We start from the raw sequence: 23,836 nt of genomic DNA on the forward strand, positions 1-23,836 counted from the left end.
CCCTATAAAAAGAATGTAATGATAAAAGTCGTGCCAACATCTAATTCTGACTCTACTTCGATCTGACCGTTTCCTTTTTCAACAATTTGTTTTACTAAATGCAAACCAATTCCTCTAGTTTCCTTTGCTTTGGTTGAAAAACCTTCATCAAAGATTCTCTCTGCTTGATCCTCATTCATGCCACATCCGTTATCTTCAACTAATATAGAAAGAATGCCGTCATTTTGTTCCATACTTATATAGACCTTCCGTTCACGACGCTCCATATGATGATACGAATCAAAAGCGTTCTCAATTAAGTTACCAATAATAATCACAAAATCATGATGATCTAAGTAAGGAGGAAATGAGTGAAGCTCGCTGTGGCGATCGATAGCTAACTCAATTCCAAGTTCTTTGGCACGGCTGACTTTGCTTAACAGCAATCCCGATATACTTTCATCTTTAATATGTTTATGAAGAAACTGGGTGAGCTCTTCTTGCTGTTCAGACACTTGAAAAACGTACTGAAGAGCCTTGTCTTTATTTCCAAGTTGGATAAGCCCTGCAATGGTATGAAGTTTATTCATGTATTCATGGTTTTGAACTCTAAGAGCGCTTACAAATGATTTAACCCCTGTTAACTCTTCAGCTAATTTTTTAACTTCTGTTCTGTCTTGAAAAATAGCGACCGCACCGACTGTGTGATTATTAACCTTAATCGGCACACGATTGCTTAAAATATTTAAATTGCGAACTTGAAGCTCTCGATTATAAACAGGCTGATTAAGCTGCAGAATTTCTGGCAGTCTTGTATCTGGAATCACATCATAGATCTTTTTCCCAATTACCTCATCGGGTACATCCATCATAATTTTCGCTTTATGATTAAAAATAGTGATGTTCTCCTCTTTATCAATGGCAATGACTCCTTCATGCATGGCATTAAAAGTCTCCGTTCGTTCTACAAACAAACGAGCAATTTCATGAGGCTCAAGCTCAAACATCTCTTTTTTAATACGAGATGCAAGCGCCCACGCTCCCCATCCTCCAAAAAAAAGAGCGAGACCTGAGATGAGAAAAATTTCTTTTTTCAAACTTAAAATAACCTCTGTAAATTTCGGAAGAAGGTAGCCTGAGACAACGACTCCTACTTGTTCATGCTGATCGTTTACAACGGGAACAAAAGAACGAATGACCATCCCGCCTTCTCCTTTTGCTTTATCAGTATAAGTATGTTCTGCAAACGCCTGGCCCTCGTCCTCTCCTTTAGAAATTTTCCCAATCATGCTTTGCAAAGGATGAGACAAACGTTCGTGATTCATATTCATCACCACTACATAATAAGCACCGTGAATAATGCGAATCGGCTCTACAATTTGATTAATGTTCTTGCTATCTTTTTCAATTTTTTCTCGAATTTCAGGCATTTCAGCAACTGTTCTCGAAGTGATCAAAGCCCTTTGCTCTAAATCATTTTCTTTTGACTGCACAAAATTATTAATCACGACAATACTTGCTAAAAACAACGAAAAGACCACGATAAAAAAGATTAGCCCCGTCATTTTCGTTTGCATCGATAAGCGCATCATAGCGGAACACCTACTGCTGATTGAAGTTTATTTTAATTTTACCACGTTGAGAAATTGCGTGTTAGAATATTTGTAGAGAAAAATTATTGAATCGCGGGGTTGGACATTTTGAAGATGTTTATAGGGGCAAGTATCATTGTTAGCGTTTTCTTGATGATCTATGTTTTTTTGCAGTATACGGTTATAAATCAGGATAATGTGTATCATGACGATGAGCAAAAAGGATTAAATAAGCAAATTGTGATTAATTTTAGCCACGTTGTAGCTGAGAACACTCCAAAAGGCTTAGCCGCTCAAAAATTCGCTGAAATCGTTAATCAAAAATCGGATGGTAAAGTTAAAATTGAAGTATATTCAAACGGTGTGTTGTATTCAGACGACGAAGAACTTGCCGCTCTGCGCCGAAACGATGTACAAATGATTGCGCCTTCTATTTCAAAGCTAACCGACCTTTCCCCTACGTGGCAACTTTTTGATCTCCCCTTCATTTTCGATGATTACAGCGAGGCAAAACAAGTGTTTACCGGGAAAATCGGACAGGATTTGTTGAGTACGCTGCAAGAGAAAAACATTAAAGGGCTTGCTTTATGGAGCAACGGCTTTAAACAAATGACCAGCAATACAAAACCTTTGCTCCATCCAGCAGATTTTCAAGGTCAAACATTTCGCATTATGCCAAGTGAAGTAATCAAAAAACAATTCGAACTTCTTGGCGCTAAGCCTCAGGCTGTCTCGTTTAATAAAGTATATCAATCCCTTGAACGACAGGAATTTGATGGACAGGAAAATACGATTTCTAATATTTATTCAAAACGTTTGTACGAGCTGCAAAAATATATGACCATCAGCAACCATGGATACTTGGGCTATGCTGTTTTAATGGATCAAAAATATTGGGACAGCCTCCCTGAAGATGTAAAACAACTATTAAGTGATGCCATGGTAGAAACAACGAACTGGATTTGGACTCAATCAAAAATGATGAACGATGAACAGCTGCAGCAAATAAAAAATAAATCTGGCATGCGCGTTTATTACTTAAATGATACACAGAAAGCCGAATGGAAAAAGCAGTTTAACTCTCTTTATCAATCGTTTGAAGCCAATGCAACAAAACAAACGCTTGATATCATTCAGCAAATAAAAAATATCGAAAGCAAAAAGTGATGACTATATGTTCATCACTTTTTTTGACCAAAATGACCAAAAAGAACATTATCACCAGAAATATAAATAGTTAAAATTATCAGTTAATATAAGGATAAGAATAATGTAAGCGTTAACAAAAACATTCTCGAAAGGAGCATTACATATGAAATTAAGTTTTAAAAACCTAACCGTTCAAGTTGTCATTGGTATCCTTCTTGGTATTGCAATTGGCTTTATGTTTCCTGAATTTGGAGCTAAATTAAAAGTATTGGCTGATATCTTCATTAAATTAATTAAGATGGTGATTGCCCCAATTATTTTCTTAACAGTGGTCATCGGTATCGGAAGCATGGGAGATTTAAAGAAAGTGGGACGAATTGGAGGTAAAGCTCTTTTATACTTTGAGATTGTCACTACTTTTGCCTTAGCAATTGGAATTATCGTTGTAAACTTTATCAAGCCTGGGGCTGGCTTTAATATCAATGGCGCAAGCGGAGCTGATGTTACTCAATATACGCAGCAAGCAGCTGAAGCGGAGCATGGCTTTATGGAGTTTATCATGGGAATTATTCCAGACAGCGTATTTGGCGCAATGGCAAATGGTGAATTATTGCCAATCTTATTCTTTGCCGTACTATTTGGAATGGCTACAGCTACACTCGGCGAAAAAGCGGCTCCTGTCATTACATTCTTTGAACGCTGTACAGATATTTTCTTTGGCATTGTTAATATGATTATGAAACTTTCACCTATTGCGGCGTTCGGAGCGATGGCTTATACGATCGGTAACTTTGGAATAGGCTCTCTTCAAAAACTCGGTTTCTTAATGGGATCTGTTTACATTACTATGTTCTTATTTATTGTATTTGTACTTGGAACCATCGCTAAGATTTATGGATTTAATATTTTTAAATTCATTGCTTTTATTAAAGAAGAAATTCTACTTGTATTAGGTACGTCTTCTTCGGAATCTGCACTGCCAAAAATGATGGACAAAATGGAGAAGTACGGATGTTCAAAATCTGTAGTAGGACTTGTCATTCCAACTGGTTACTCATTTAACCTAGATGGAACAGCAATCTACTTATCCATGGCTGCTATCTTTATCGCTCAAGCGTATGGAGTCGACTTGTCGTTAATGCAAGAGATTACGCTACTTGGTATTTTAATGCTAACGTCTAAAGGAGCGGCCGGAGTTACTGGCTCTGGATTTATTACACTAGCAGCTACGCTTGCTGCATTCCCAATGATTCCAGTTGAAGGAATCGCGCTGTTAATCGGGGTAGACCGCTTCATGTCGGAAGCTCGTGCCATTACAAACTTAATTGGAAATGGTGTAGCAACTGTAGTTGTATCGAAAATGGAAAATGAATTTCATCCTCCTGTAGAGACGATACAAGACGTTAATTCCGCACCTCCATTAGCTAAATAATAAAAAAGAAGTTGAGACATAGCCAAATGAATCCAATCTAAAGACGAATAAATGGGATACATGAGCTGAACCGCTTATGACACCGCAGTTGATTTCCGTACAAGACTTCGCTTTCCGCGGGCGGCCGATGAGCTTCCTCGTCGCGTACGCTCCTGCGGGGTCTCATCTGTTCCGCTTTTCCCGCAGGAGTCTTCGCCTTGTCCTCCAATCAACTGCTAGAAGGATCTAAACAAATGAAGCCTACGTTCACCACAACAAAAAAACGAACCACCAATCAAAATTGATTAGTGGTTCGTTTTTCATTTCATCTTAAATACTTTTGTCCCAGCCTCTTTTTTAGGATTAATGAGTTTCTTTTTTAGAACGTCCGCTAAGTTTCCCAACAACAACAACTAAAATAGCTAACAAAATAGGAACAATTGTATGCAAATGCGGATTTAACCCTTCTAATACATGTCCTACCGCTTTGTCTTTAAAGATCATTTCACCAGCAGTATAGCCAAGAAGCGCTGCTCCGGCAATGATGATAATCGGGAATTTTTCCATGATTTTCATTAAAAGCTGACTTCCCCAAATGATTAACGGAATGCTGATAACAAGACCAAGGATAATGAGTAGAATACTGCCGTTGGCCGCACCCGCAACCGCTACTACGTTATCTAAACTCATAACAAGATCCGCTATAATAATTGTTTTAATAGCACCTGCTAGAGTTGAATTCGCTTTAATATCTCCGTCATCTTCCCCTTTTAAAAGACTAATCGCAATCCATAGAAGCAGCAGGCCTCCGATGAAATTTAAAAATGGGATTGTTAATAAATATACAGCGACAAACGTTAGCCCTACACGTAATACAACCGCTCCTAATGTACCGAAAACAACCGCTTTGTTTCGATGCTCGTCCGGAAGATTCCGACAAGCTAAAGCAATCACGACTGCGTTATCGCCACTTAGTACAATGTTAATGAGTAAAATTTCTAAAAGATTTAAAATAAAACTCTGATCCATACAAAAACTCCTTGATTGATTTTTATTAGTCTATTTCTCTATCTCTTATTTCATTACTAGAAATAGAGAACTAAAACTCTATCAATATAACCCGTTCTTACCCTTTAATGAAAAGAAGTAGTTATTTCACTAACAGTATTTTATCACTAAAAAGAAATTTGAAATAGGTATTTGTAAAGGAAAAGTCAGTTCATTACAATAAATCAAACCTTATTCTTTATCTTTCATCTGTTTTTCACCATCATTCTCTACTATTAGTAGCAGGAGAGCATTTATAAAAAATAGAGTAATTTTTATAAATAATACAAGCCTCCAATGCTTCTTCATTATTTTGTAGTTTTTCGTCAACTGCGATATAAGAAGGGAGAAAACAGGTATGATTTTAAAAGCATTAAAAACGAATAAATTACTAACTATTAACTATCAAAACAACGGTTTTGTTCAAACGGTCAAAGGTTATATTCAAAACTTAAACTTGCTCGAACAAACTCTTCTATTAAAAGATGAAAATCAGCATGTGCGATCACTGCGACTATCAAGTATTAAAAACATTTATTGATTGAAAAAAGATCCGAACGATAAATCGTTCGGATCTTTTTTCAATTAAATAAAATATTTTTGTCTTAGTCTCTTTTTATTTAACTCACTGTATAGCGTGCGATTACTTCTTTAATTGATTCATATACAATTTCAACCATTGTTTTTAATTCTTCGTCCGTCATTGAAAGAATAGGCATCATCGTAATTACAGGACCTAGCTCTCTGATAATTAAACCTTTTTGGCGAGCCGCTAAAATAATATCTCCCATCACTTTTTTATCTTCAAAAATAGACTTTGTTTGGCGGTCTTTGACAACCTCGATTCCTGCCATTAATCCTCTTTGTCTAATGTCTCCCACGTTAGGCAGTTCATAAAGCTTTAATAGATAACGTTTAAAAACTTTCGACCTTTCTTTTACACTACGGATTAACTCTCTTTCTTCTATCAGTTCAATATTTCTAAGCGCTACTGTACAGGCCAATTGATTTCCCGTATACGTATGTCCATGAAAGAACGTTTTATTTTCATCTGGATGAGCTAAAAAAGCATTAAATATCTGTTCGCTTGTTAACGTAGCAGCAAGCGGCATATATCCTCCTGTGATCCCTTTTCCTACACACATAATGTCTGGTACTACGTCTTCTTGTTCACATGCAAACATCGTTCCTGTTCGCCCGAATCCGACAGCTACTTCATCACAAATGAGCAATACCCCGTACGCTTTGCACAGACGCTCTACTTGTTTTAAAAAACCGGGAGGATGAGTAATAATACCCGCTGCTCCTTGCACAAGCGGTTCAATAATCAAGCCGGCTACTTCTTCTCCGTTGTTCTGCAAGAGCTTCTCCAGCTGGTGAATACAGTAAGCTGAAGCTTGCTCTTCGGTTTCGAACCCGTCCATACGGTAGATGTAAGGAGAAGGTGTGGGAATGCGTTCAAACAGTAAAGGCTTAAAGATGCGATGAAATAAATCCATGCCTCCTACACTGACTGCCCCGATTGTATCTCCGTGATATGCCTCATTCAATGAGATAAATTTACTTTTGTTTTTGTACTTTGCAGAGTCGAGATTTTGCCAATATTGATAGGCAATTTTCAACGCAATTTCAACAGCGGCAGAGCCTGTATCAGAATAGAATACTTTCGATAAGCTGCCAGGAGTAATTTCCGCTAGCTTTTTAGCTAACAAAATGGATGGAACGTTTGCCGATCCAAGCAGTGTAGAATGCGCTAATTTCTCCACTTGTATATGTAAAGCTGTATTTAATTCCGGATCATTATGTCCATGCACGTTCACCCATAGAGAAGCGTATCCATCTAAATATTTGTTTCCCGCTACGTCATACAAATAGCTTCCCTCTCCTCTTTCAATGATAAGGGGATTCGATTCACGGTAAGCTTTCATTTGTGTAAAGGGATGCCATACATATTCTTTATCCCATTTTTCCAGCTCAGCTTTTTGATACGACACAGTCAAACACCTCCTCAATATGTTGAATCACACTTTTTTGCCTCACCAATTTCTCAATATATGCTTCTAACTCTTCATCGATATGAGTAAATACAGGTACAGTCATTAAAGAAGAGACTTGAAGCAGCTTTTCAATCGTTCGAACATTGTCTTTATGAATGATACTGCTGTGATTAAAACGATTAAAAATGAGTCCGTTGATTTTAAGATGATGCTCACTTGCATATGAAAAGGTAGAAAGCGCATCGTGAATAGCTCCTAATTCCGTTGTTCCAACAGCAATAACCGGCATTTGTGCATCTAGGATCAAATCTTTTGTCATATAAAACGTTGTTTCCTCTTCAATTAAAGGTACGGCAAGTCCTCCCGCTCCTTCCACGAGTACTACGTCAAATGCCTTTTTTAATTCATTAATGCGCTTTAAGACGATTGAAGGCTCTACTTGCCTATTGCTCAGTTTAATAGCCAAGTGAGGAGACGTCTCTGGCTTTAACTGATAAATACCTGTATTTGCTACTCCGAGCCTTGTTTCAAACCAGTGAATATCTGGATAACCTCCGATTTCATCTTGGTAGCCGGTTTGAAACGGTTTGCAAATTGTCGTTTTTATTCCTAGACGGCTAAGTACTTTATACAAAATGCTTGTCACCAGCGTTTTACCAATATCTGTTCCAGTTCCCGTAATAAAATACGCTTTGCCCACTTTCTTTCCTCCTCTTTTTTCTATGTCTTCATTACCCCGCTTTAGCCCGCTTTGATGATAAACGGCTAAATTGAGGCTTCATTCGGTGAATCAGCACTGAACATAAAATGCACAATAAAAGATCTCCAGGCATTGGCAAAACAGCTCCAAAAAGAAGTGTATCACTCAGTGAAAGTGGCTTTTCAATTATCCATTTCATTGCTCCGTAAAGCCAAACGCACCCGAATACGTACACAATAACCAATGTAGATAAGTTGGCTAAAAAGATAGAAAAAGGTTTCTTTAAGTCATATTTTTGAATAAGGTAGCCGTTCATAAATGACCCTGCAGCATAGCCAATTAAATAGCCAAACGTTGGTTTGAAGATATACCCTAAACCTCCTCCTTCTGCAAAAACCGGAACACCGATTAACCCGATACCTATGTAGCATAGCTGACTATACAAACCTAAACGCGGTCCTAACAGCGCCCCGGCTAAATAGACAGGAACAATTTGAAGAGTAAACGGTATGTAGGGAATAGGAATTTTTATAAATGCACCAATCGCCGTTAAAGCAGCAAATAAAGAAACATACGCCATTGTTCTCGTTTTCATGTTCACCCTCCTTTCTCTGTTCGCTGCTTTAAGTTTGCAATAATCTCTTTTTATTTGTCAACTTAATTTTAATTTAAGTTTACAAATAAGATATAAAAAAAGACGCAAAAACCTGGGCTTTTGCGTCTTTTTGATTTTTATAAAATTACCTTTTTGTCGTCTTTAAGCTGCACTTCTTGACGGCTGATAGATAAATCAACTTTCTTTTTTACACGTGCATGATAATAAGCATAAAACAGCAGCGCTAGTGGAATACCGACATACAGTGCCATTCGCTGCTCTGCATCAAATGCCATGCTTCCAAGTACAATCGTATTTAATACTAATGCGATTAAAGGTAATACCGGGTAAAGAGGGACTTTGAATTTTAAATCCTCGATTTGCCCTCCTTGATTTATATATCTTTTTCTAAATGCAAGCAGTGATGCAGCGATTGTAATCCAGCCAATTTGTGCACCTAAACCCGCTGCAGAAATAAGCCATACAAATACTGTTTCTTGAGCAAAGAATCCTGAAAGCAAAGATAAAAGTGCAATGCCTAATGTTAAAAGCAAGGCGTTCATCGGCACACCGCGTTTATTTACTTTCATGAAAGCTGAACTTGCCATGTTATCTTTTGACAATGAATACAGCATACGCGTTGCTGCATAAAGACCTGAGTTAGCTACAGATAACAGTGCCGTTAGGATAACAAAGTTCATAATGTCCGCTGCGTATGGGATACCAATTTGGTCAAATACAACAACAAATGGACTTTCAACTACGCCTGCTTTTTCAAGCGGAATCATCCCCGCTAAGACAGCTACAGCTAGTACAAAAAATACAAGCGTTCTCCATACCGTTTGTTTAATGGCTCTTGGTACAGTCTTGTCTGGGTTTTCACTTTCCCCAGCAGCTACACCGATAAGCTCCGTACCTTGAAATGAGAAGTTAACTGTAATCATCGTAATCAGCACGGCACTAATTCCGTGAGGGAACACGCCGTGAGCCGTATAGTTAGAGAAAAGCGGCGCGCTGTCTCCATTGCTTAATGGAAGAAAACCAAACATAGCAGCTCCACCAAGTACGATAAATAAAATAATAGCTAACACTTTAATGCTGGCGAACCAAAACTCCGCTTCACCAAATGCTTTAGCTGACAGTGCATTTAATGAAAATAATAAAAGCGCAAATATAGCACACCAGATCCATACAGGAGAATCAGGAAACCATCTTTGCATAAGCTGACCTGCTGACAAAAATTCTAATGCAACCGTTACAGCCCAGCCCAACCAATATAACCATCCAAAAGCAAAACCAACGCCAGGGCCAATAAATTTTGTTGTATATGTCTGAAACGAACCAGAAACTGGCATTGCTACTGCAAGTTCCCCTAAGCAAAGCATTGTTAAGTACATAATGAAGCCACCTACGATAAACGAAAGGATAGCTCCAATCGCCCCTGCTTGGCTAATCGTGTATCCTGTTCCTAAAAAGAAACCTGTACCGATAACCCCGCCGAGCGAAATCATAAACAAATGTCTGCTTTTCATCGTCTTTTTTAATTCATTTGTTTGCTGTTGTCCTTCTATCATATTAACGACATTTCCTTTCAACCTATTTATTACGAGATATTACCTAGAAAAAATTAATAAACCTTTGTTTTCTATGCATATTTACTTACATATTTATGCGGTGTTCTCAATTTAAATGAAACAACCTTTTGTAATCTTAACATAATGCTCACTAGATTTAAAATGTTTTTCTGCAAAAGTAAAATGAATTTTTCTTGAATAGTGTGATTTCCTTTTACTGTTGATATTCATAAGCGTTTTTCTTCAAATGAATAGATGATACAACAAGAAAAAAGCTGTGCTTTCGAAGACGAAAGCACAGCTTTTTCACTTTTTACCAAACAAACAATCCAACAATCATAGCACTTAATAAAGAAACAGCGATACCGCTCACAAGCAGTTTCCATACGTTTTTTCCAATAATCGTTGATTTACCTTCTGATAACGTAGAATTATACGTACCATAAATCATACCCACCGTACTGAAGTTAGCAAAAGATGTTAAGAATGTTGTAGCAACTGCAATCGTATGCGGTGGAAGTGTATCTAGATTTTTCTTCAAATCCATCATCGCCACGAATTCATTTGTTGCTAGCTTGATACCCATCAGCTGAGCTACGTACATGGCATCATGTCCCGTTAGCCCTAGTAAGAATGCAAATGGACTAAAGATGTAAGAGAAAATCTTTTGTACAGTCAAGCCGTCTACAATAACGCCTAAAATACCGTTAAGCGCAGATGTAAGAGCTACATATCCAATAACCATCGCTAAAATAACAATTACCATGTTCATTCCGACTAACATACTGTTTGAAATGGTAGAGAAAAAGTCTTTTTTCTCTGACTTTGGCGGTACGTAAATCATATCTTCTTCTTTTGTAACATGAACTGGATTCAATAAGCTCACTAAAATAAGCGCGTTTAAACAGTTCAGTGGAATTGCTGTAAACACGTACGTAGCGGGAACCATCGTTAAATAAGCACCGATAATAGATCCGCTAATACTGCTCATACTCATAATTCCAAACGTAAGCAAACGGTTGTCCTTTAACACAGAAAGCTGATTACGAATAACTGCTAATGCTTCCGTATTTCCTAAGAACATCATTTGGATAGCGAAAAAGCTTTCTAATTTAGGCAAGCGAGAAACTTTCGAAATGACCCAGCCTACTTTATCAATAATCCACGTTAAAATACCAAAGTAAGATAAAATATCAAAGAACGTCACGACAAAGATGATAGGCAGTAATGCACTGAAGAAAAAGTCAACCGTTTGATTTCCCATTACGGATGGAAACGCAAAGGCAATTCCATCGTTGGCACAGGAAATCAGCCAAGTAAAGAACGAAGCAATCTTATTAATGATCCATGTTCCGATTGAAGTTCCTAACATAAACCAAGTAATGAGGACTTCAACGACTAATAGTGAAGCAATCGGACGCCACTTTATTTCTTTCTTTTTAGGAGAACATAAGAAGACGACGCCCATTACTACAAAAACGCCTAATAAATTTAATAAAAAGTACATGCAAGCCACTCCCAGGTGTGTATTTGAAAAACAAAAAAAGCTCTTACTTTTCATAAATTCTGACAATAACAGAAAGTATGAAAAGTAAGAGCTTTGAAAGAAGGCTGTATCTATGATAATACGCCCTTCTTTTTGCTGCTTATATCCAAACTTTCTTGTAGTCTAGTTTTTTACGGTTACTAGGTAGAGACTATCAGACCATATTACTGATAATATACAAGATCGTAATCTTAGCTGTATTCAATTGATATGAACAAATTCTACCCTTTATTTTTTTAATAATCAACACTTTAAAAGTTTTTCGGAATAATAAAATTGGTATGAAAATTCTATTTATTTATTACTTCTTTTGAACTACTCATCGGAAAATCACACAAAAAAAGTGAATTTAATCATTCTTTTAACTCAATTATTTTCCTGTTTTTGAAATAAAGAAATTAATTCTTTGATGAGTATGTTTAAATCTCTACTTCGCTTTTCATTTAACTCCTCACAAAAAACATTTCATTTTTACGACTTGAGACGTAGAAAAAAATAATCCTGCTGTTCGTTGAAATTAACCGGTTTTCATTTTACACTTTATGGTAGAAGAAAACAAATTTAATTATAGATAGAAAGCGGGTTATAACGTGAAAAAAATATTGGCTTTTATTTTAGTGATAGGTGGTACGGCAGTCCTCTTTTCTACTGCGTTTGCGCCTTCCTCCTGGTCGTTAAGTTCATTCAAGACGTCCAAGTCTGAAGCGGCATTATCAAGTGATATTCAGCGTATTCAAATCGACTCTCCAAGCATTAGTACAACTGTTGTTCCGCAAGATCGTCAAGATATTAAAACAAAAGTAGAAGGTAAAGGAAAAGTAGATGTAAAGCAAAATGGAGACACCCTAGTTGTCGCGTATCAAAAAAGTCCCTTTCAATGGCTTTCTATTTTTTCAAACACAAAAGTAACAATCTACATTCCTAAAGATTATCACCATAACCTTGCGCTTAACGTAGGTTCGGGGGACCTTCAAATTGCTACACATCCTGAACAAGCGCTTCAGCTGAAAGATGTTTCGATTAAAGTAGGTTCTGGAAATGCAAGCATTTCAAACTTGATGAGCACCTCTCTTCGTACGGATGTTAATTCTGGAGATTTACAGCTGAGTAATGTTGAAAGCCAAACGGCTAAATTTGCTGTAGGCTCTGGGGAAATTAAAGGAACAAACTATCAAGGAAAACTTCAGGCGCGCATTGGATCTGGTGATCTCTATATGGATTTTAAAAAGCTAGAAGAAGCCGTGTCTGTAGATGTAGGATCTGGAGATGCCGTGCTGGTTCTTCCGAAAAGCGCTGGTTTTAAAGTGAATGGAAAAGTAAGCAGCGGTGATATAAACAATGACTTTAAGTTAAGCAATGCAACCGTAACAGAAGATGTATTAAAAGGAAAGCATGGAAATGGAAAATATCCTATTGATGCAGCTGTTTCAAGCGGAGAGTTAACGTTAAAATCAAAATAAAACGAACACGGAAGTGTTCGTTTTATTTATGGTCTCACTGCAATATACCATGCTACTCCTACAATTGATCCTATGAATACGACTCCGTAAATAATAGATAAATTCACTATACTTTTCTTTTTAGATTTCCCGTAATCTTCATCTACTTTCTTTGCAGCACTGATCGTACCTGCAAGGGCAGCAACGCCGATAATAATGACAAGAAGCAATGCTAATTTCATTCATTCTCTCCTCCATATTTCGGTGATTGAATAAGATTGAATACCAAGATATTATTTATTTCATTTTAAGCAGCACGATTTAATCAGAATATGAAAGCGTTATATCTTCTCTTTCTATCATAAAGCTAAATTATGTAAAATCAACCATCCAATCGTACATTATTTTCCTCCGCCACTTTACATACATAAAAAATTCCCGAGCTTCACTGCTCAGGAATCTTTACCTAATAGACATGACATTTTAAGGTTTTAAAATGACTTTAATGCAGTTATCTTGATGATTATTAAAACTGAAAGACATGTTTTCCTACCAGTACATCTGCCATCTTTACAAAGCGCTTAATTTCTAATACGTCATGAACCCGAACTATTTGTACGCCTTGTGCAATCCCAGCATATACAGTAGCTGCGGTTCCTTCCATTCTTTCCGTAGGAGGAGCATCGACTATTTGTCCAATAAATCCTTTACGAGAAGTAGCAAGCAGCACCGGATAACCCATATTCGTCAGCTGATCTAAATGCTGAATTGCTTCTACATTATGGGCAGCCGTTTTTCCAAAACCAACGCCTGGATCTAAAATAATTTGATCATCTCGAACTCCTGCAGTCTTTGCAATGGAGATGCTTTCTTTTAAATCACTTATCATATCTGTAATCAGATTTGTATAATTGGACTCATGGCGATTATGCATTAAAATAATAGGAACATTATAGTCAGCTGCAACTTGAGCCATTTTGGGATCAGCCTTTGCGCCCCATATATCGTTAATAATATGTGCTCCTGCTTCTAGCGCATGCTTGGCCACTTCCGACTTGTATGTATCTACGGAAATCGGCACCTCTACGCGCTTAGCCACTTCAGAAATAACGGGTACAATCCGTTTAATCTCTTCTTCATCGCTAATTCTTGTATAACCAGGACGAGTTGATTCTCCTCCGATATCAATGATGTCTGCTCCGTGCTTCACCATTTCCTCAGCATGAGCAACTGCTTTATCTACATCGTAGTATTTTCCGCCATCTGAAAATGAATCCGGGTTTACGTTTAAAATCCCCATAATAAGCGTACGGTCCGCATAATTCAGTTCATACTTTCCGCATTTAATGACAGATTGAGACGTTAAAGTTGACACTATACTCAGCCCCTTCGTAATTTGCAAATTGATGTATATTTATAAATATCATGTATTTTGAGAATGTCATACCGTTCGTAATTATATCAAAAGTCACCAGTTCTATGTTATTTTTCTTGGAGTTTCTTTCTTCTATAGTGTGAGATAAACATTAAAAGCGAATACACAGATAACATTAAAAATCTTTGTAGGGCTTGTCTTTAGGGTCTTTTTTCCTCTTCTCACATCTTTTATGAGTCTTTTTATTCAAAAAGAAAGGAATCGCATAAAAAGCGTTTAATTTATAGCAATAGTTGGGAATTTATAATTAAGCAACTTCCATTTTTATGGAATTCATTTCAAGGAGGATGACTATGACTCAACAACCGTTACAAGTCAAATTAATTCCTTATACAATTGAGTCGATTATCGACTCAACAAACGAAACGCCTAAAGGAGTAAGCTTAATTCAAGCGCCGTCTATTTGGGAACAAAGCAATCAAGGGGAAGGCATTGTAATTGCAGTTATCGACACTGGTGTTGACACAAATCATCCTGACTTAAAAGATTGTATTATCGGAGGAAGAAATTTCACTTCCGATCATAATGGAGATTCTTCTATATTTGAAGACAATAATGGGCATGGTACTCACGTATCGGGTACCATTGCTGCTGCGCTCAATAATGAAGGGGTAGTAGGGGTGGCGCCCAAAGCAAAAATTTTAAGCTTAAAAGTACTTACCGGTGAAGGATCTGGAAATTACGAATGGATTATTGACGCTATTAACTACGCCGTCGAATGGCGCGGTCCTAACAATGAGCGAGCGCGAGTTATTTCCATGTCACTGGGTGGACCACAAGACGTTCCAGAACTGCACAAAGCTGTTCAAGATGCTGTTAATAAAGATGTTTCTGTCGTTGTTGCAGCTGGAAACGAAGGCGATGACCGCGAAGAAACACTTGAATATTCGTACCCAGGAAGTTACAACGAAGTGATTCAAGTAGGAGCCGTAGACAGCAACCTAGACTTAGCTCCTTTTACCAATGTTAATGAAGAAGTAGACTTGGTCGCACCTGGTGTTGACATTATCTCTACTTATTTAGAAGGTAAGTACGCTACGCTTTCAGGAACTTCTATGGCAACTCCCCACGTTGCAGGAGCTGTAGCACTATTAATTAATTTATGTGAGAAAGAATTTGGACGTTCTTTAATTGAAGCTGAAATCTATGCTCAACTTGTAAGAAGGACGCTTCCTCTTGGATATCGAAAAAGCTCCGAAGGAAATGGATTTCTCATGCTTAATCTAGTGGAAAAAATACACGATATTATCAACGTAGCCCGCATCAATATTAGTAAGTGACAAATAAGAAAAAGCGGATCATATAATGGTCCGCTTTTTCAAAAATGATTGGAAAGCTTTTCGTCAGTTTGAAATAAAAACATGCAAATGAATGTCTCTATTCATATCTTAATGCTTCGATTGGATCTAGCTTCGCCGCTTTGTTTGCAGGAAGCATGCCGAATACAATGCCAATCGTCATGGAAAACAACACTCCTCCAAGTACTACTTGCCACGAAATTAATGACGGCCAGCCGGCAAATAGCGAAACAAGAGACGCTCCGCCTGCGCCAAGGCCGATGCCAAGCAAACCACCAATAAGCGTGAGCGTAATAGATTCAATTAAAAACTGAGTTAAAATTTGTCTTTTAGAGGCTCCTAATGCTTTACGAATACCAATTTCTCTTGTACGTTCCGTTACAGAAACCAGCATAATGTTCATAACGCCAATCCCGCCAACAAGCAGGGAAATGCCTGCAATCGATCCAATAATCGTTGTCATAATTCGCGTTACATTTCCAATGCTATCTGCTATTTCTTCTAAGTTCTGCACTTGGTAAGCATCTTCAGCATCATGCAAATTATTTAACAAATCCGTTGCGTCATTGCCTACTTTTTTCAGTTGATCAGAGCTTTTTGCTTGAACGCTAAGGTTTGTGTAGTCAAGCTTACCGAAGCTTGATTTATACGTATTATCTGGAATATAAATAGTTGGCATTTCAAATGCTAAAAAGCCCGTTGGCTTTTTTGTCACACCAATAATTTTGATAGGCTGTCCTTGAACCCATACTACTTGTCCAAGGGCTTCCTTTTTATCAAACAGCTCTTTTTTCATATCGCTTGTGATCACACCTACTCGATTACCTGATAAAAAGTCAGAGCTGTCTAACATTCTTCCTTTTGAAACTTCAAGCTGATTAACCTCAATATACCCTTCATTAATTGCGTTAACAGTTGTATCTGATTCTTTGTCTCTATATCTTATTCCCATTCCCATTGAGCTAGAAGCCACCACATTCTTCACGCCGGGAATAGTCGAAAGAGCTTTAATATCATCCTCTGTAAAGATCGGCTCCCCCGTCATGGAAAGGTCATCAGCTTGCATCTCGTCTTCAGGAGGCTGATAGTAGACATCAACTGTATTGCTTGCTCCTGTTATTTCTGACTTAATCATCTGTTCTCCGCCTTGGCCGATAGCAACAACGATAATAACCGCCCCTACGCCAATGATAATACCAAGCATTGTCAAAATAGAGCGCATTTTATGAGCAAGAACCGAGGAAAAAGCCATACGAATATTTTCTATTAAACTCATAAGCTATCGTTCTCCTTGTCGCTATGACTTAATACCTTACCGTCACGAACGATAACTGTACGCGATGTGTACTCTGCCACTTCAGGTTCATGAGTAATAACTACAACTGTTGTCCCATCTGCATTTAGCTTAGAAAATTGCTCCATAATATCAGCACTCGTTTTTGTATCTAAGGCTCCTGTGGGTTCATCGGCTAAAATAAGCGTCGGATTGTTAACAATAGAGCGAGCAATAGCAACGCGCTGCTTTTGCCCTCCTGATAGCTCGCTCGGTAAATGTTTCATCCGCTCACTCAGCCCTACTTTTTCAAGCGCAGCTTCTGCTCTGGCGCGTCTTTCCTTACGAGATACGCCGGCGTATACCATTGGAAGCTCTACGTTTTCTACCGCTGTTAAACGCGGCAACAGCTGAAATTGCTGAAAAACAAAACCAATATGAATATTTCTTACTTTTGCCAGCTCCTCATCACTATAAGTGGAGATTTCTTGTTCATTTAATAAATAGGAGCCTGAAGAAGCGCGGTCTAAACATCCGATAATGTTCATTAGCGTTGATTTACCGGAGCCTGAAGGACCCATAATCGCAACAAACTCACCGTCGTAAATCTTCAAATTAATATCTTTTAAAATTGGCACTTCCTCTTTGCCCAGATGATAACTTTTATGAATATTTACAAGTTCAATCATTGAACAGTCACTTCCGCACCTTCAGTTAAGTCCTTTGAAGGATTTGTAATAACTTTGTCTTTAGAAGATACGCCGCTTTTAATTTCAATAAATTTATTTGTTGTTTCTCCAATCTTTACTTCCTTACGAACCGCCTTTTTATCTTTCACTACGTACACATATTTTTCTCCGTCTTCATTTACAACTGCTTTTATCGGCAGTGATGAAGCTTTTTTACTGCTTGTTTCAATCTCGAGCAGCAGCTTAAATCCCGGCTTAATCATCGTGATATCTTGGTCATCTACTTTTACTTCAACTGGATATTGATTAGCCGCATCATTGCCGGCTTCTGCTGACGCCTGCTGCTGAGGTAGATAGTCAATTTGTTTTACGCTACCTGCCCATTCTTTATCAGGCAAAACATCTGATGTAATTTTGACAGCTTGACCGGTTTTAATTTTTAATGCATCGTACTCAGACAGCACACCAGTAGCTAAGTATTCATCGGTATTACCAATATGTATAAGCGGTTTTTGAACGTCACTTGTGTTATTAACCGCTTCTTTATCTACTTCTAGCACCGTCCCATTAATATCACTCGCTACATCTAAATTACGTTCTTTTTTAGCAATTGATTTGGCTTCTAGTTTGTTTCGTTCTAAATCAATTTTAGCCGTTTCTAAATCGAGATTGAGCTGCGTACGCTCCGTGTCGATTTGATCTCTCGCTTCTTGCTTACTCATTTCTTTTTCTAATTCTTTTTGTTTTTTATTTAAATTAGAAAGCTGTTTGCTTACTGAGTCAATTTGCAGCTGACTCGATTTTTTTTCTAGCTTGTTTTGTTCTTGCTCTAAATCAAGCGCATCGCTTTCGTACGTTACAAGAGAGGTTCCCTGCTGTACACGAGAACCTTCTGTTACGTGAAATCGTTCAACCTCGCCTTTTTCAGCATCAAAATAGACATATTGCTCATCAGCAAGCTTTAGCGTACCCGGAACCATAACTGTATTTCTTAACTTTTTTTCCTTTATATTCGCTACGTGAACATTGATTGCTTTCCCACTTACACTTTGTGCACGATATACGTTAATCCCAATAACCGCAACAATAACAACTGCTACAGCTGTAATAATTATTCCTTTTTTCATTTACAACCCTGCTCCTTTAAGCGCTTCTGAAGCAGCTCCTCCAACTCCTGAAATAGCCGCTCCTAAGATGAATAAAATAATCACTGTAATAATAGAAGCAGCTTTTGATACATTCGCCACTTTTTGTAGTCCTACTGCTGTCAGAATAAGTCCCCAAATAGAAAAGATTTCAATGGAATTAAATACTCCTCCCATAGCACCTTTAGCCCCAACCATTCCATTTAACGAAGTCACATTCGCTGAAGTATGTGCTAGTGCAGCGACTCCCGTATTAATTAGCTGACCGATTGTTGTGATGAACGTAACAAACAAATTCAAACTAAACATTTGGCGGTACGTTGTTTTTCCAGTTCCTAACTTTGCAATTAAAAACAGAATCAAACTTGTGAATGCCAGTGTAGCAACTACTGCAATAACTCCGCCAATTGCTCCGCCAATCATACTAAATGTTGAATTCACTTCAATGCCAGCTTCTTTTTGCTGTTGCAGCGCCTCTTGTGCCTGAGGGGTATAGACGGCTAGAATCGTTGTTGCAGCTGTTAAGATGAGGATAAGTAAAAGAGGTCCCCAGATGATCGGATTACTTTTCATTTTCTCAAACTGTACAACCGGACTCGTAATAAAACCAAAAATAGAAGGCTTTCCTTTCTCTTGGACTTCGGAAGATACGTTAACTTCTGTACTCATAATCAAACTCCTTTTATTTTGTTTTGTTAGTAGCTCTTAAGACCCGTCTTTCACTACTTTTTCAAGGCTTCTAGCAAAATCGACTCTGTCTAAAAAACTCTCAAACACCTAATATTCTAACATAATTATACAAATATATTGACATTTTTCTTACATTTTATATTTTTTATGGTATTTTTAACAATTAAAGAGATACATCGACACTGAATTATAGTATTGATCTTATTTATATTTTCTAAATATTCTAATTATTATTTGACATCATTCAGTAGAATTCGTATATTATGATTAAAGTTTATTATTCCTATGTTTTTTATACGTTTTTATATCTAAGGAGGAGTTTCAATGTCTGCTAAGAAACCATTTCGTCCTGAAACACAAGCCATCCATTCTGGTCAACAGCTCGATCCTGCTACTTTTTCGCGTGCCGTACCTATTTATCAAACAAGCTCATTTGGATTTAAAGATACGGAGCATGCTGCTTCTTTATTTAATTTAAGTGAACAAGGCTATATCTACACTCGAATTGTAAACCCTACTACGGACGTTTTTGAACAGCGAATTGCTGAATTAGAAGGCGGAGTTGGTGCTCTAGGAGTAGCTTCGGGTCAGTCAGCTACTACCTTTTCCATTTTGAATATCGCTTCCGCAGGAGATGAAATTGTATCAGCAAGCAGTTTATATGGGGGAACATATAACCTCTTTTCGTCTACGCTTCCTAAACTAGGCATTACTGTAAAATTTGTAAACGCCGATAATCCAGAAAATTTTAGAAGTGCAATCACTTCCAAAACAAAGGCAATTTATGCTGAATCCGTTGGAAATCCGCAGGGAAATGTGCTAGACATCGAGGCAGTTGCAGACATTGCCCACGAACATGGAATTCCTCTTATTATTGATAATACTGTTCCAAGCCCTTACCTTCTTCGTCCCATCGATTTCGGAGCAGATATTGTCGTTCATTCTGCTACTAAGTTTCTTGGGGGGCATGGGACAGCAATTGGCGGTGTTATCGTAGACAGTGGAAAATTTGATTGGGAAGCAAGCGGGAAATTTCCAGACTTAACAACTCCAGATCCAAGTTACCATGGCCTCGTATACACAGAAGCCGCCGGTGAAGCTGCTTATATTACAAAAGCGCGCGTTCAGCTTTTACGAGATATTGGCGCTGCTTTATCACCTTTTAATTCCTTTTTACTTCTTCAAGGAGTAGAAACACTCCATCTGCGATTAGAGCGTCACAGCGAAAACGCATTAAAGGTAGCGAAATTTTTAGAGCAGCATGAATTAGTAGACTGGGTACATTATGCGGGGCTTCCTTCTCACCCTTCCTATTCATTGGCACAAAAATATTTGCCTAAAGGACAAGGAGCCATTTTAACCTTTGGTGTCAGGGGAGGAAAAAACGCTGCGGCTAAGTTAATTGATTCCGTTCAGTTATTTTCTCATTTAGCCAATATCGGCGACTCGAAGTCACTCATTATTCACCCGGCAAGCACCACTCATCAACAGCTATCTGAAGATGAACAAAAAGCTTCCGGCGTGACGCCAGAACTCATTCGTCTATCGGTTGGAACAGAAGCAATCGACGACCTTCTTGAAGATTTAGATTATGCCTTAAAAGCCAGCCAAAAAGTGAATACAACTGTTTAAAAGCTGTGATTTTTCACAGTTTTTTTTATATCGCCCAATAACTTTTTATACTTTCGCTTATGCTACAATAAACAAAACGAATGAAAAAGGAGCTACTATGAACACGTTCAATTCAATACCTGCTATTACATTTACAGACGTTCATAAAACATTTAAAGATAAAGAACATAGTGTTTTAAAAGGCATATCGGGTACAGTGATGCAAGGCTCGCTCGTCATGATGGTAGGACCATCAGGATCCGGAAAAAGCACCCTTCTTTCCATGTGCAATCTACTTTCTGCACCTGATGAAGGAAGTATTGAAGTATATGGTAAAGACATTAGCAAATGGAATATCTCTGATTTACGAAAAAAAGTGGGCATCGCTTTTCAATCGGCTCCTGTTATTGATGGAACAGTACGAGAGAATATGATGCTTGTTCAAAAACTGCATGGCAAACAGGATATTATGCCTGACGAACTCTGTGCCTTAACCGGCCTTTCCCCTGACTTGTTAGAGCAGGATGCAAGAGATTTATCCGGTGGTCAAAGACAGAGGTTATCATTAGCCCGTACGCTGTCGAACGGATCGGACCTTTTACTTTTAGACGAAATCACTTCCGCTTTGGATGCCACTTCTGCTCATGAAATTGAACAGCTTATTTCTCATTTACATAAAGAACAGAATAAAACGATTATTTGGGTTACTCATAACTTAGATCAAGCCAAACGTTTAGGAGAGGAAGTCTGGCTTTTAATGAACGGAGTGATTGTAGAAAAAGCGAAGACGGAGACCTTTTTTCATGCTCCTGTAAAAGCTGAAACAAAACAATTTATTGAAGGAGCCTTTCTATGAGTTCACTTTCACTGATTTTCACCATTGTTTTTGTTTTTATTGCTCTTTTTTTATCAAAATCTTTTCGTATAGGACTCGAAAAAGATATTATCATTGCGAGTATTCGAGCAGCCGTTCAGCTGTTAGTGATAGGATATGTTTTATCTTTTATTTTTGACGCGAATCACCCTGCTTTTATGATTCTCATTTTATTCCTTATGCTGACGGTCGCTTCCCAAAATGTTGTAAAGAAAAAAAAGCAGGGGTTTAAAGCTTTCTTTCGTGTATTTGTCACTCTTTTTATTGTAGAAATCCTGACCCAAAGCGTTATGCTCGGCCTACATATTATCCCTGCTACTCCGCGATATGTCATTCCTGTCAGCGGTATGATTATTGGAAATTCGATGATTTTGGCCAATTTATTTTTAAATCGGTTAGACGCTGAAGTAAATAGAAGGCGAGACGAAATTCAATTGATTCTGGCGCTTGGCGGAACTCCTAAACAAGCTATTCATAGTATTTTAAATGCCGCAATCAAAGCTAGCATGATTCCTACTGTAGAAAGCCAAAAAACAATTGGACTCGTTCAGCTTCCCGGCATGATGACAGGCCAGATTATTGGAGGGGCAGATCCGATACAAGCAGTCAAATTCCAGCTGCTCATCGTTTTTACTATCCTAGCCTCTGCTACGCTTTCCTGCGTCATCTTAAGCCGCTTAACATATCCTACCCTTTTTAATAGCTATCAGCAGCTTATCCGTGAACATACATAAAAAAGAAGAAAGGAGTCTCCTTTCTTCTTTTTATTGAGCAGCTTTTTTTAACCTTGTTCCTATGTCACTTCCAAAGGTCACTCCTAAATCACCGAGCCATCTTCTATAGGCAATACTCAGTCGGTCCGGATTCAAATGAAGCTCTGCTTGTAAGTCAAGCGGCAGCTCTTCCGGTTTTTGACTTTCTACAATGCTCGTATCTTGTTCAATAATAAGCTGCTGAAAATCACGGAAATATTGATCAGGTTCATCAAACGAATAGTTTCTAGAAACCAATGCAAACACGGTCGACTTTCTTTCCTCTTCAGGTAAAACCGCAAACAGCATCGAAAAGATTTCACCCGTTTCATAGTTCACTTTTTTCAACCTTGCAACGGTAGGACGAAGAATTTCAAAAGTATAATAAATAGTTGCAAAGTTACCCGTACCATCTGCATCTGCGTACACAGCGATTTCATCAGAAACGTATCGGTTATCTTTCCAATGTACCTTATAATCAGGAATTTCGGCGTAGTCCGAGTGTCCAAGGCTTCCTTCGTGAACAAAAGCCAAATGGCTTACATCTAAAAAGTTTTCTACTACACGAGGAGCTGCTGCCTGCAGAGTATGAGGGTTGGCGCAAACCGTTTTAAATCCGGGGTTAAGGTATTCGTCATACTGAGGAAGAGGAGTATCACTTGCCTCGCTGTTCATCTTCACCCATATAATCCCGTACTTTTCAACGCAATCATATACCTGTGCTTTTGCTTTTGAAGGAATAGCTCTTCCCGGCGGCTGTTGAGGAATTTTCACACAAGCCCCGGCTTCATCGTATTTCCATCCGTGATAAGGGCACACAATGCAATCATCTACTACTTTTCCAAGAGATAATGCTGCACCACGATGGATGCACAAATCTTTAAATGCTTTAATGGCATTAGTTGTGCGAAAAAGCGCAACTCGCTCTTCTAAAATCGTTACTTGCAAGGGCTGATCCGTTAAATCATGTGAATAAGCTGCAGGCAGCCATTCCTTAGCCAATACTAAATCTTTAATCATCTGCATCGCCTCCGTACGAT

The 23,836-nt window shown here is 38.1% G+C and carries 23 protein-coding genes and 1 riboswitch; of the genes, 8 read left to right on the plus strand and 15 right to left on the minus strand.

What is annotated here, in order from left to right; translation table 11 throughout:
• Window positions 1-2: 2 nt before the first annotated feature.
• Window positions 3-1,571, minus strand: coding sequence for an ATP-binding protein (locus ACH6EI_RS20285; RefSeq protein WP_098113700.1), 1,569 nt, complete (start codon window positions 1,569-1,571; stop codon window positions 3-5).
• Window positions 1,572-1,679: 108 nt separating this feature from the next.
• Between ACH6EI_RS20285 and ACH6EI_RS20290 the strand changes: the two genes are divergently transcribed.
• Window positions 1,680-2,738 (plus strand): DctP family TRAP transporter solute-binding subunit, encoded by a 1,059-nt coding sequence (locus tag ACH6EI_RS20290; protein WP_033578117.1) that lies wholly within the window; start codon window positions 1,680-1,682, stop codon window positions 2,736-2,738.
• Between the two features lie 145 nt (window positions 2,739-2,883).
• The gene (locus ACH6EI_RS20295; protein ID WP_013055541.1) at window positions 2,884-4,152 is read left to right on the plus strand and encodes a dicarboxylate/amino acid:cation symporter; all 1,269 of its coding nucleotides are present in this window, start codon (window positions 2,884-2,886) and stop codon (window positions 4,150-4,152) included.
• Window positions 4,153-4,226: 74 nt separating this feature from the next.
• Here ACH6EI_RS20295 and ACH6EI_RS20300 read toward each other — a convergent pair whose 3' ends face one another.
• Together ACH6EI_RS20300 and ACH6EI_RS20305 are read right to left on the minus strand one after the other, a co-directional pair.
• Window positions 4,227-4,364: a hypothetical protein gene (locus ACH6EI_RS20300; protein WP_165573229.1), complete on the minus strand. Its 138-nt coding sequence runs from the start codon at window positions 4,362-4,364 to the stop codon at window positions 4,227-4,229.
• A 130-nt stretch (window positions 4,365-4,494) separates the two neighbouring features.
• The gene (locus tag ACH6EI_RS20305; protein ID WP_028412106.1) at window positions 4,495-5,160 is read right to left on the minus strand and encodes a TerC family protein; all 666 of its coding nucleotides are present in this window, start codon (window positions 5,158-5,160) and stop codon (window positions 4,495-4,497) included.
• Window positions 5,161-5,536: 376 nt separating this feature from the next.
• On the opposite strand from ACH6EI_RS20305, the gene ACH6EI_RS20310 reads away from it, so the two are divergent.
• Window positions 5,537-5,719, plus strand: coding sequence for a YolD-like family protein (locus ACH6EI_RS20310; RefSeq protein ID WP_013081858.1), 183 nt, complete (start codon window positions 5,537-5,539; stop codon window positions 5,717-5,719).
• A 79-nt stretch (window positions 5,720-5,798) separates the two neighbouring features.
• On the opposite strand, the gene bioA is transcribed toward ACH6EI_RS20310, so the two are convergent.
• The 5 genes from bioA to ACH6EI_RS20335 form a co-directional block, all read right to left on the minus strand.
• Window positions 5,799-7,172, minus strand: coding sequence for an adenosylmethionine--8-amino-7-oxononanoate transaminase (gene bioA / locus ACH6EI_RS20315; protein ID WP_028412105.1), 1,374 nt, complete (start codon window positions 7,170-7,172; stop codon window positions 5,799-5,801).
• Window positions 7,153-7,875, minus strand: a complete 723-nt coding sequence (gene bioD, locus ACH6EI_RS20320) for a dethiobiotin synthase (RefSeq protein WP_047751605.1) — start codon at window positions 7,873-7,875, stop codon at window positions 7,153-7,155. Before bioD ends, bioA begins: the two co-directional genes overlap by 20 nt.
• Before the next feature lie 31 nt (window positions 7,876-7,906).
• A complete protein-coding gene (locus ACH6EI_RS20325; RefSeq protein ID WP_033578115.1) occupies window positions 7,907-8,470 on the minus strand; it encodes a biotin transporter BioY in 564 nt (187 codons plus the stop codon).
• 137 nt (window positions 8,471-8,607) lie between these two features.
• Window positions 8,608-10,044, minus strand: a complete 1,437-nt coding sequence (locus ACH6EI_RS20330) for an amino acid permease (protein WP_013055535.1) — start codon at window positions 10,042-10,044, stop codon at window positions 8,608-8,610.
• A 313-nt stretch (window positions 10,045-10,357) separates the two neighbouring features.
• A complete protein-coding gene (locus ACH6EI_RS20335; RefSeq protein ID WP_028412102.1) occupies window positions 10,358-11,551 on the minus strand; it encodes a NupC/NupG family nucleoside CNT transporter in 1,194 nt (397 codons plus the stop codon).
• Between the two features lie 138 nt (window positions 11,552-11,689).
• A riboswitch (purine riboswitch) is annotated at window positions 11,690-11,791 on the minus strand.
• A gap of 389 nt (window positions 11,792-12,180) precedes the next feature.
• Between ACH6EI_RS20335 and liaG the strand changes: the two genes are divergently transcribed.
• Window positions 12,181-13,050, plus strand: a complete 870-nt coding sequence (liaG, locus tag ACH6EI_RS20340; RefSeq protein ID WP_098113698.1) for a LiaG family protein — start codon at window positions 12,181-12,183, stop codon at window positions 13,048-13,050.
• Window positions 13,051-13,076: 26 nt separating this feature from the next.
• Here the strand turns inward: liaG and ACH6EI_RS20345 are convergent, their stop codons facing one another.
• Both ACH6EI_RS20345 and folP read right to left on the minus strand, forming a co-directional pair.
• Complete coding sequence (locus ACH6EI_RS20345; protein WP_013055532.1) at window positions 13,077-13,271, minus strand: hypothetical protein; 195 nt, start codon at window positions 13,269-13,271, stop codon at window positions 13,077-13,079.
• 284 nt (window positions 13,272-13,555) lie between these two features.
• Window positions 13,556-14,404, minus strand: coding sequence for a dihydropteroate synthase (gene folP / locus ACH6EI_RS20350; RefSeq protein WP_098113697.1), 849 nt, complete (start codon window positions 14,402-14,404; stop codon window positions 13,556-13,558).
• 353 nt (window positions 14,405-14,757) lie between these two features.
• Between folP and ACH6EI_RS20355 the strand changes: the two genes are divergently transcribed.
• Entirely contained in the window at window positions 14,758-15,744 is a 987-nt protein-coding gene (locus tag ACH6EI_RS20355; RefSeq protein WP_014461470.1) for a S8 family peptidase, read from the plus strand.
• A gap of 97 nt (window positions 15,745-15,841) precedes the next feature.
• On the opposite strand, the gene ACH6EI_RS20360 is transcribed toward ACH6EI_RS20355, so the two are convergent.
• The 4 genes from ACH6EI_RS20360 to yknW are packed head-to-tail and all read right to left on the minus strand — an operon-like array spanning window position 15,842 to window position 19,538.
• Window positions 15,842-17,038: an ABC transporter permease gene (locus ACH6EI_RS20360; RefSeq protein WP_028412099.1), complete on the minus strand. Its 1,197-nt coding sequence runs from the start codon at window positions 17,036-17,038 to the stop codon at window positions 15,842-15,844.
• Entirely contained in the window at window positions 17,035-17,724 is a 690-nt protein-coding gene (locus ACH6EI_RS20365) for an ABC transporter ATP-binding protein (protein WP_014461472.1), read from the minus strand. The genes ACH6EI_RS20360 and ACH6EI_RS20365 overlap by 4 nt, the downstream gene beginning before the upstream one ends.
• Complete coding sequence (locus tag ACH6EI_RS20370) at window positions 17,721-18,851, minus strand: efflux RND transporter periplasmic adaptor subunit (protein ID WP_099000224.1); 1,131 nt, start codon at window positions 18,849-18,851, stop codon at window positions 17,721-17,723. The genes ACH6EI_RS20365 and ACH6EI_RS20370 overlap by 4 nt, the downstream gene beginning before the upstream one ends.
• The gene (yknW, locus tag ACH6EI_RS20375; RefSeq protein ID WP_014461474.1) at window positions 18,852-19,538 is read right to left on the minus strand and encodes a YknW family membrane protein; all 687 of its coding nucleotides are present in this window, start codon (window positions 19,536-19,538) and stop codon (window positions 18,852-18,854) included. It abuts the gene before it with no gap.
• A 345-nt stretch (window positions 19,539-19,883) separates the two neighbouring features.
• On the opposite strand from yknW, the gene ACH6EI_RS20380 reads away from it, so the two are divergent.
• The 3 genes from ACH6EI_RS20380 (at window position 19,884) to ACH6EI_RS20390 (ending at window position 22,778) form a co-directional block, all read left to right on the plus strand.
• The gene (locus tag ACH6EI_RS20380) at window positions 19,884-21,191 is read left to right on the plus strand and encodes a homocysteine synthase (protein ID WP_098113695.1); all 1,308 of its coding nucleotides are present in this window, start codon (window positions 19,884-19,886) and stop codon (window positions 21,189-21,191) included.
• Between the two features lie 97 nt (window positions 21,192-21,288).
• Complete coding sequence (locus ACH6EI_RS20385; protein WP_014461476.1) at window positions 21,289-22,026, plus strand: ABC transporter ATP-binding protein; 738 nt, start codon at window positions 21,289-21,291, stop codon at window positions 22,024-22,026.
• Complete coding sequence (locus tag ACH6EI_RS20390; RefSeq protein WP_014461477.1) at window positions 22,023-22,778, plus strand: ABC transporter permease; 756 nt, start codon at window positions 22,023-22,025, stop codon at window positions 22,776-22,778. The genes ACH6EI_RS20385 and ACH6EI_RS20390 overlap by 4 nt, the downstream gene beginning before the upstream one ends.
• Window positions 22,779-22,808: 30 nt before the next feature.
• Here ACH6EI_RS20390 and ACH6EI_RS20395 read toward each other — a convergent pair whose 3' ends face one another.
• Window positions 22,809-23,816 (minus strand): aromatic ring-hydroxylating dioxygenase subunit alpha, encoded by a 1,008-nt coding sequence (locus ACH6EI_RS20395; RefSeq protein ID WP_042992318.1) that lies wholly within the window; start codon window positions 23,814-23,816, stop codon window positions 22,809-22,811.
• Between the last annotated feature and the right edge of the window lie 20 nt (window positions 23,817-23,836).

This window comes from Priestia sp. JSM ZJ58, from assembly GCF_044383985.1.
Classification (GTDB): domain Bacteria; phylum Bacillota; class Bacilli; order Bacillales; family Bacillaceae_H; genus Priestia; species Priestia zanthoxyli.

Coding starts and splice junctions, on each gene's coding strand:
- ACH6EI_RS20285 (WP_098113700.1), bottom strand. CDS start 1,571: ATGATGCGCTTATCGATGCAAACGAAAATGACGGGGCTAATCTTTTTT.
- ACH6EI_RS20295 (WP_013055541.1), top strand. CDS start 2,884: ATGAAATTAAGTTTTAAAAACCTAACCGTTCAAGTTGTCATTGGTATC.
- ACH6EI_RS20305 (WP_028412106.1), bottom strand. CDS start 5,160: ATGGATCAGAGTTTTATTTTAAATCTTTTAGAAATTTTACTCATTAAC.
- ACH6EI_RS20310 (WP_013081858.1), top strand. CDS start 5,537: ATGATTTTAAAAGCATTAAAAACGAATAAATTACTAACTATTAACTAT.
- ACH6EI_RS20325 (WP_033578115.1), bottom strand. CDS start 8,470: ATGAAAACGAGAACAATGGCGTATGTTTCTTTATTTGCTGCTTTAACG.
- ACH6EI_RS20330 (WP_013055535.1), bottom strand. CDS start 10,044: ATGATAGAAGGACAACAGCAAACAAATGAATTAAAAAAGACGATGAAA.
- ACH6EI_RS20335 (WP_028412102.1), bottom strand. CDS start 11,551: ATGTACTTTTTATTAAATTTATTAGGCGTTTTTGTAGTAATGGGCGTC.
- ACH6EI_RS20345 (WP_013055532.1), bottom strand. CDS start 13,271: ATGAAATTAGCATTGCTTCTTGTCATTATTATCGGCGTTGCTGCCCTT.
- ACH6EI_RS20355 (WP_014461470.1), top strand. CDS start 14,758: ATGACTCAACAACCGTTACAAGTCAAATTAATTCCTTATACAATTGAG.
- ACH6EI_RS20360 (WP_028412099.1), bottom strand. CDS start 17,038: ATGAGTTTAATAGAAAATATTCGTATGGCTTTTTCCTCGGTTCTTGCT.
- ACH6EI_RS20365 (WP_014461472.1), bottom strand. CDS start 17,724: ATGATTGAACTTGTAAATATTCATAAAAGTTATCATCTGGGCAAAGAG.
- ACH6EI_RS20370 (WP_099000224.1), bottom strand. CDS start 18,851: ATGAAAAAAGGAATAATTATTACAGCTGTAGCAGTTGTTATTGTTGCG.
- yknW (WP_014461474.1), bottom strand. CDS start 19,538: ATGAGTACAGAAGTTAACGTATCTTCCGAAGTCCAAGAGAAAGGAAAG.
- ACH6EI_RS20380 (WP_098113695.1), top strand. CDS start 19,884: ATGTCTGCTAAGAAACCATTTCGTCCTGAAACACAAGCCATCCATTCT.
- ACH6EI_RS20385 (WP_014461476.1), top strand. CDS start 21,289: ATGAACACGTTCAATTCAATACCTGCTATTACATTTACAGACGTTCAT.
- ACH6EI_RS20390 (WP_014461477.1), top strand. CDS start 22,023: ATGAGTTCACTTTCACTGATTTTCACCATTGTTTTTGTTTTTATTGCT.
- ACH6EI_RS20395 (WP_042992318.1), bottom strand. CDS start 23,816: ATGATTAAAGATTTAGTATTGGCTAAGGAATGGCTGCCTGCAGCTTAT.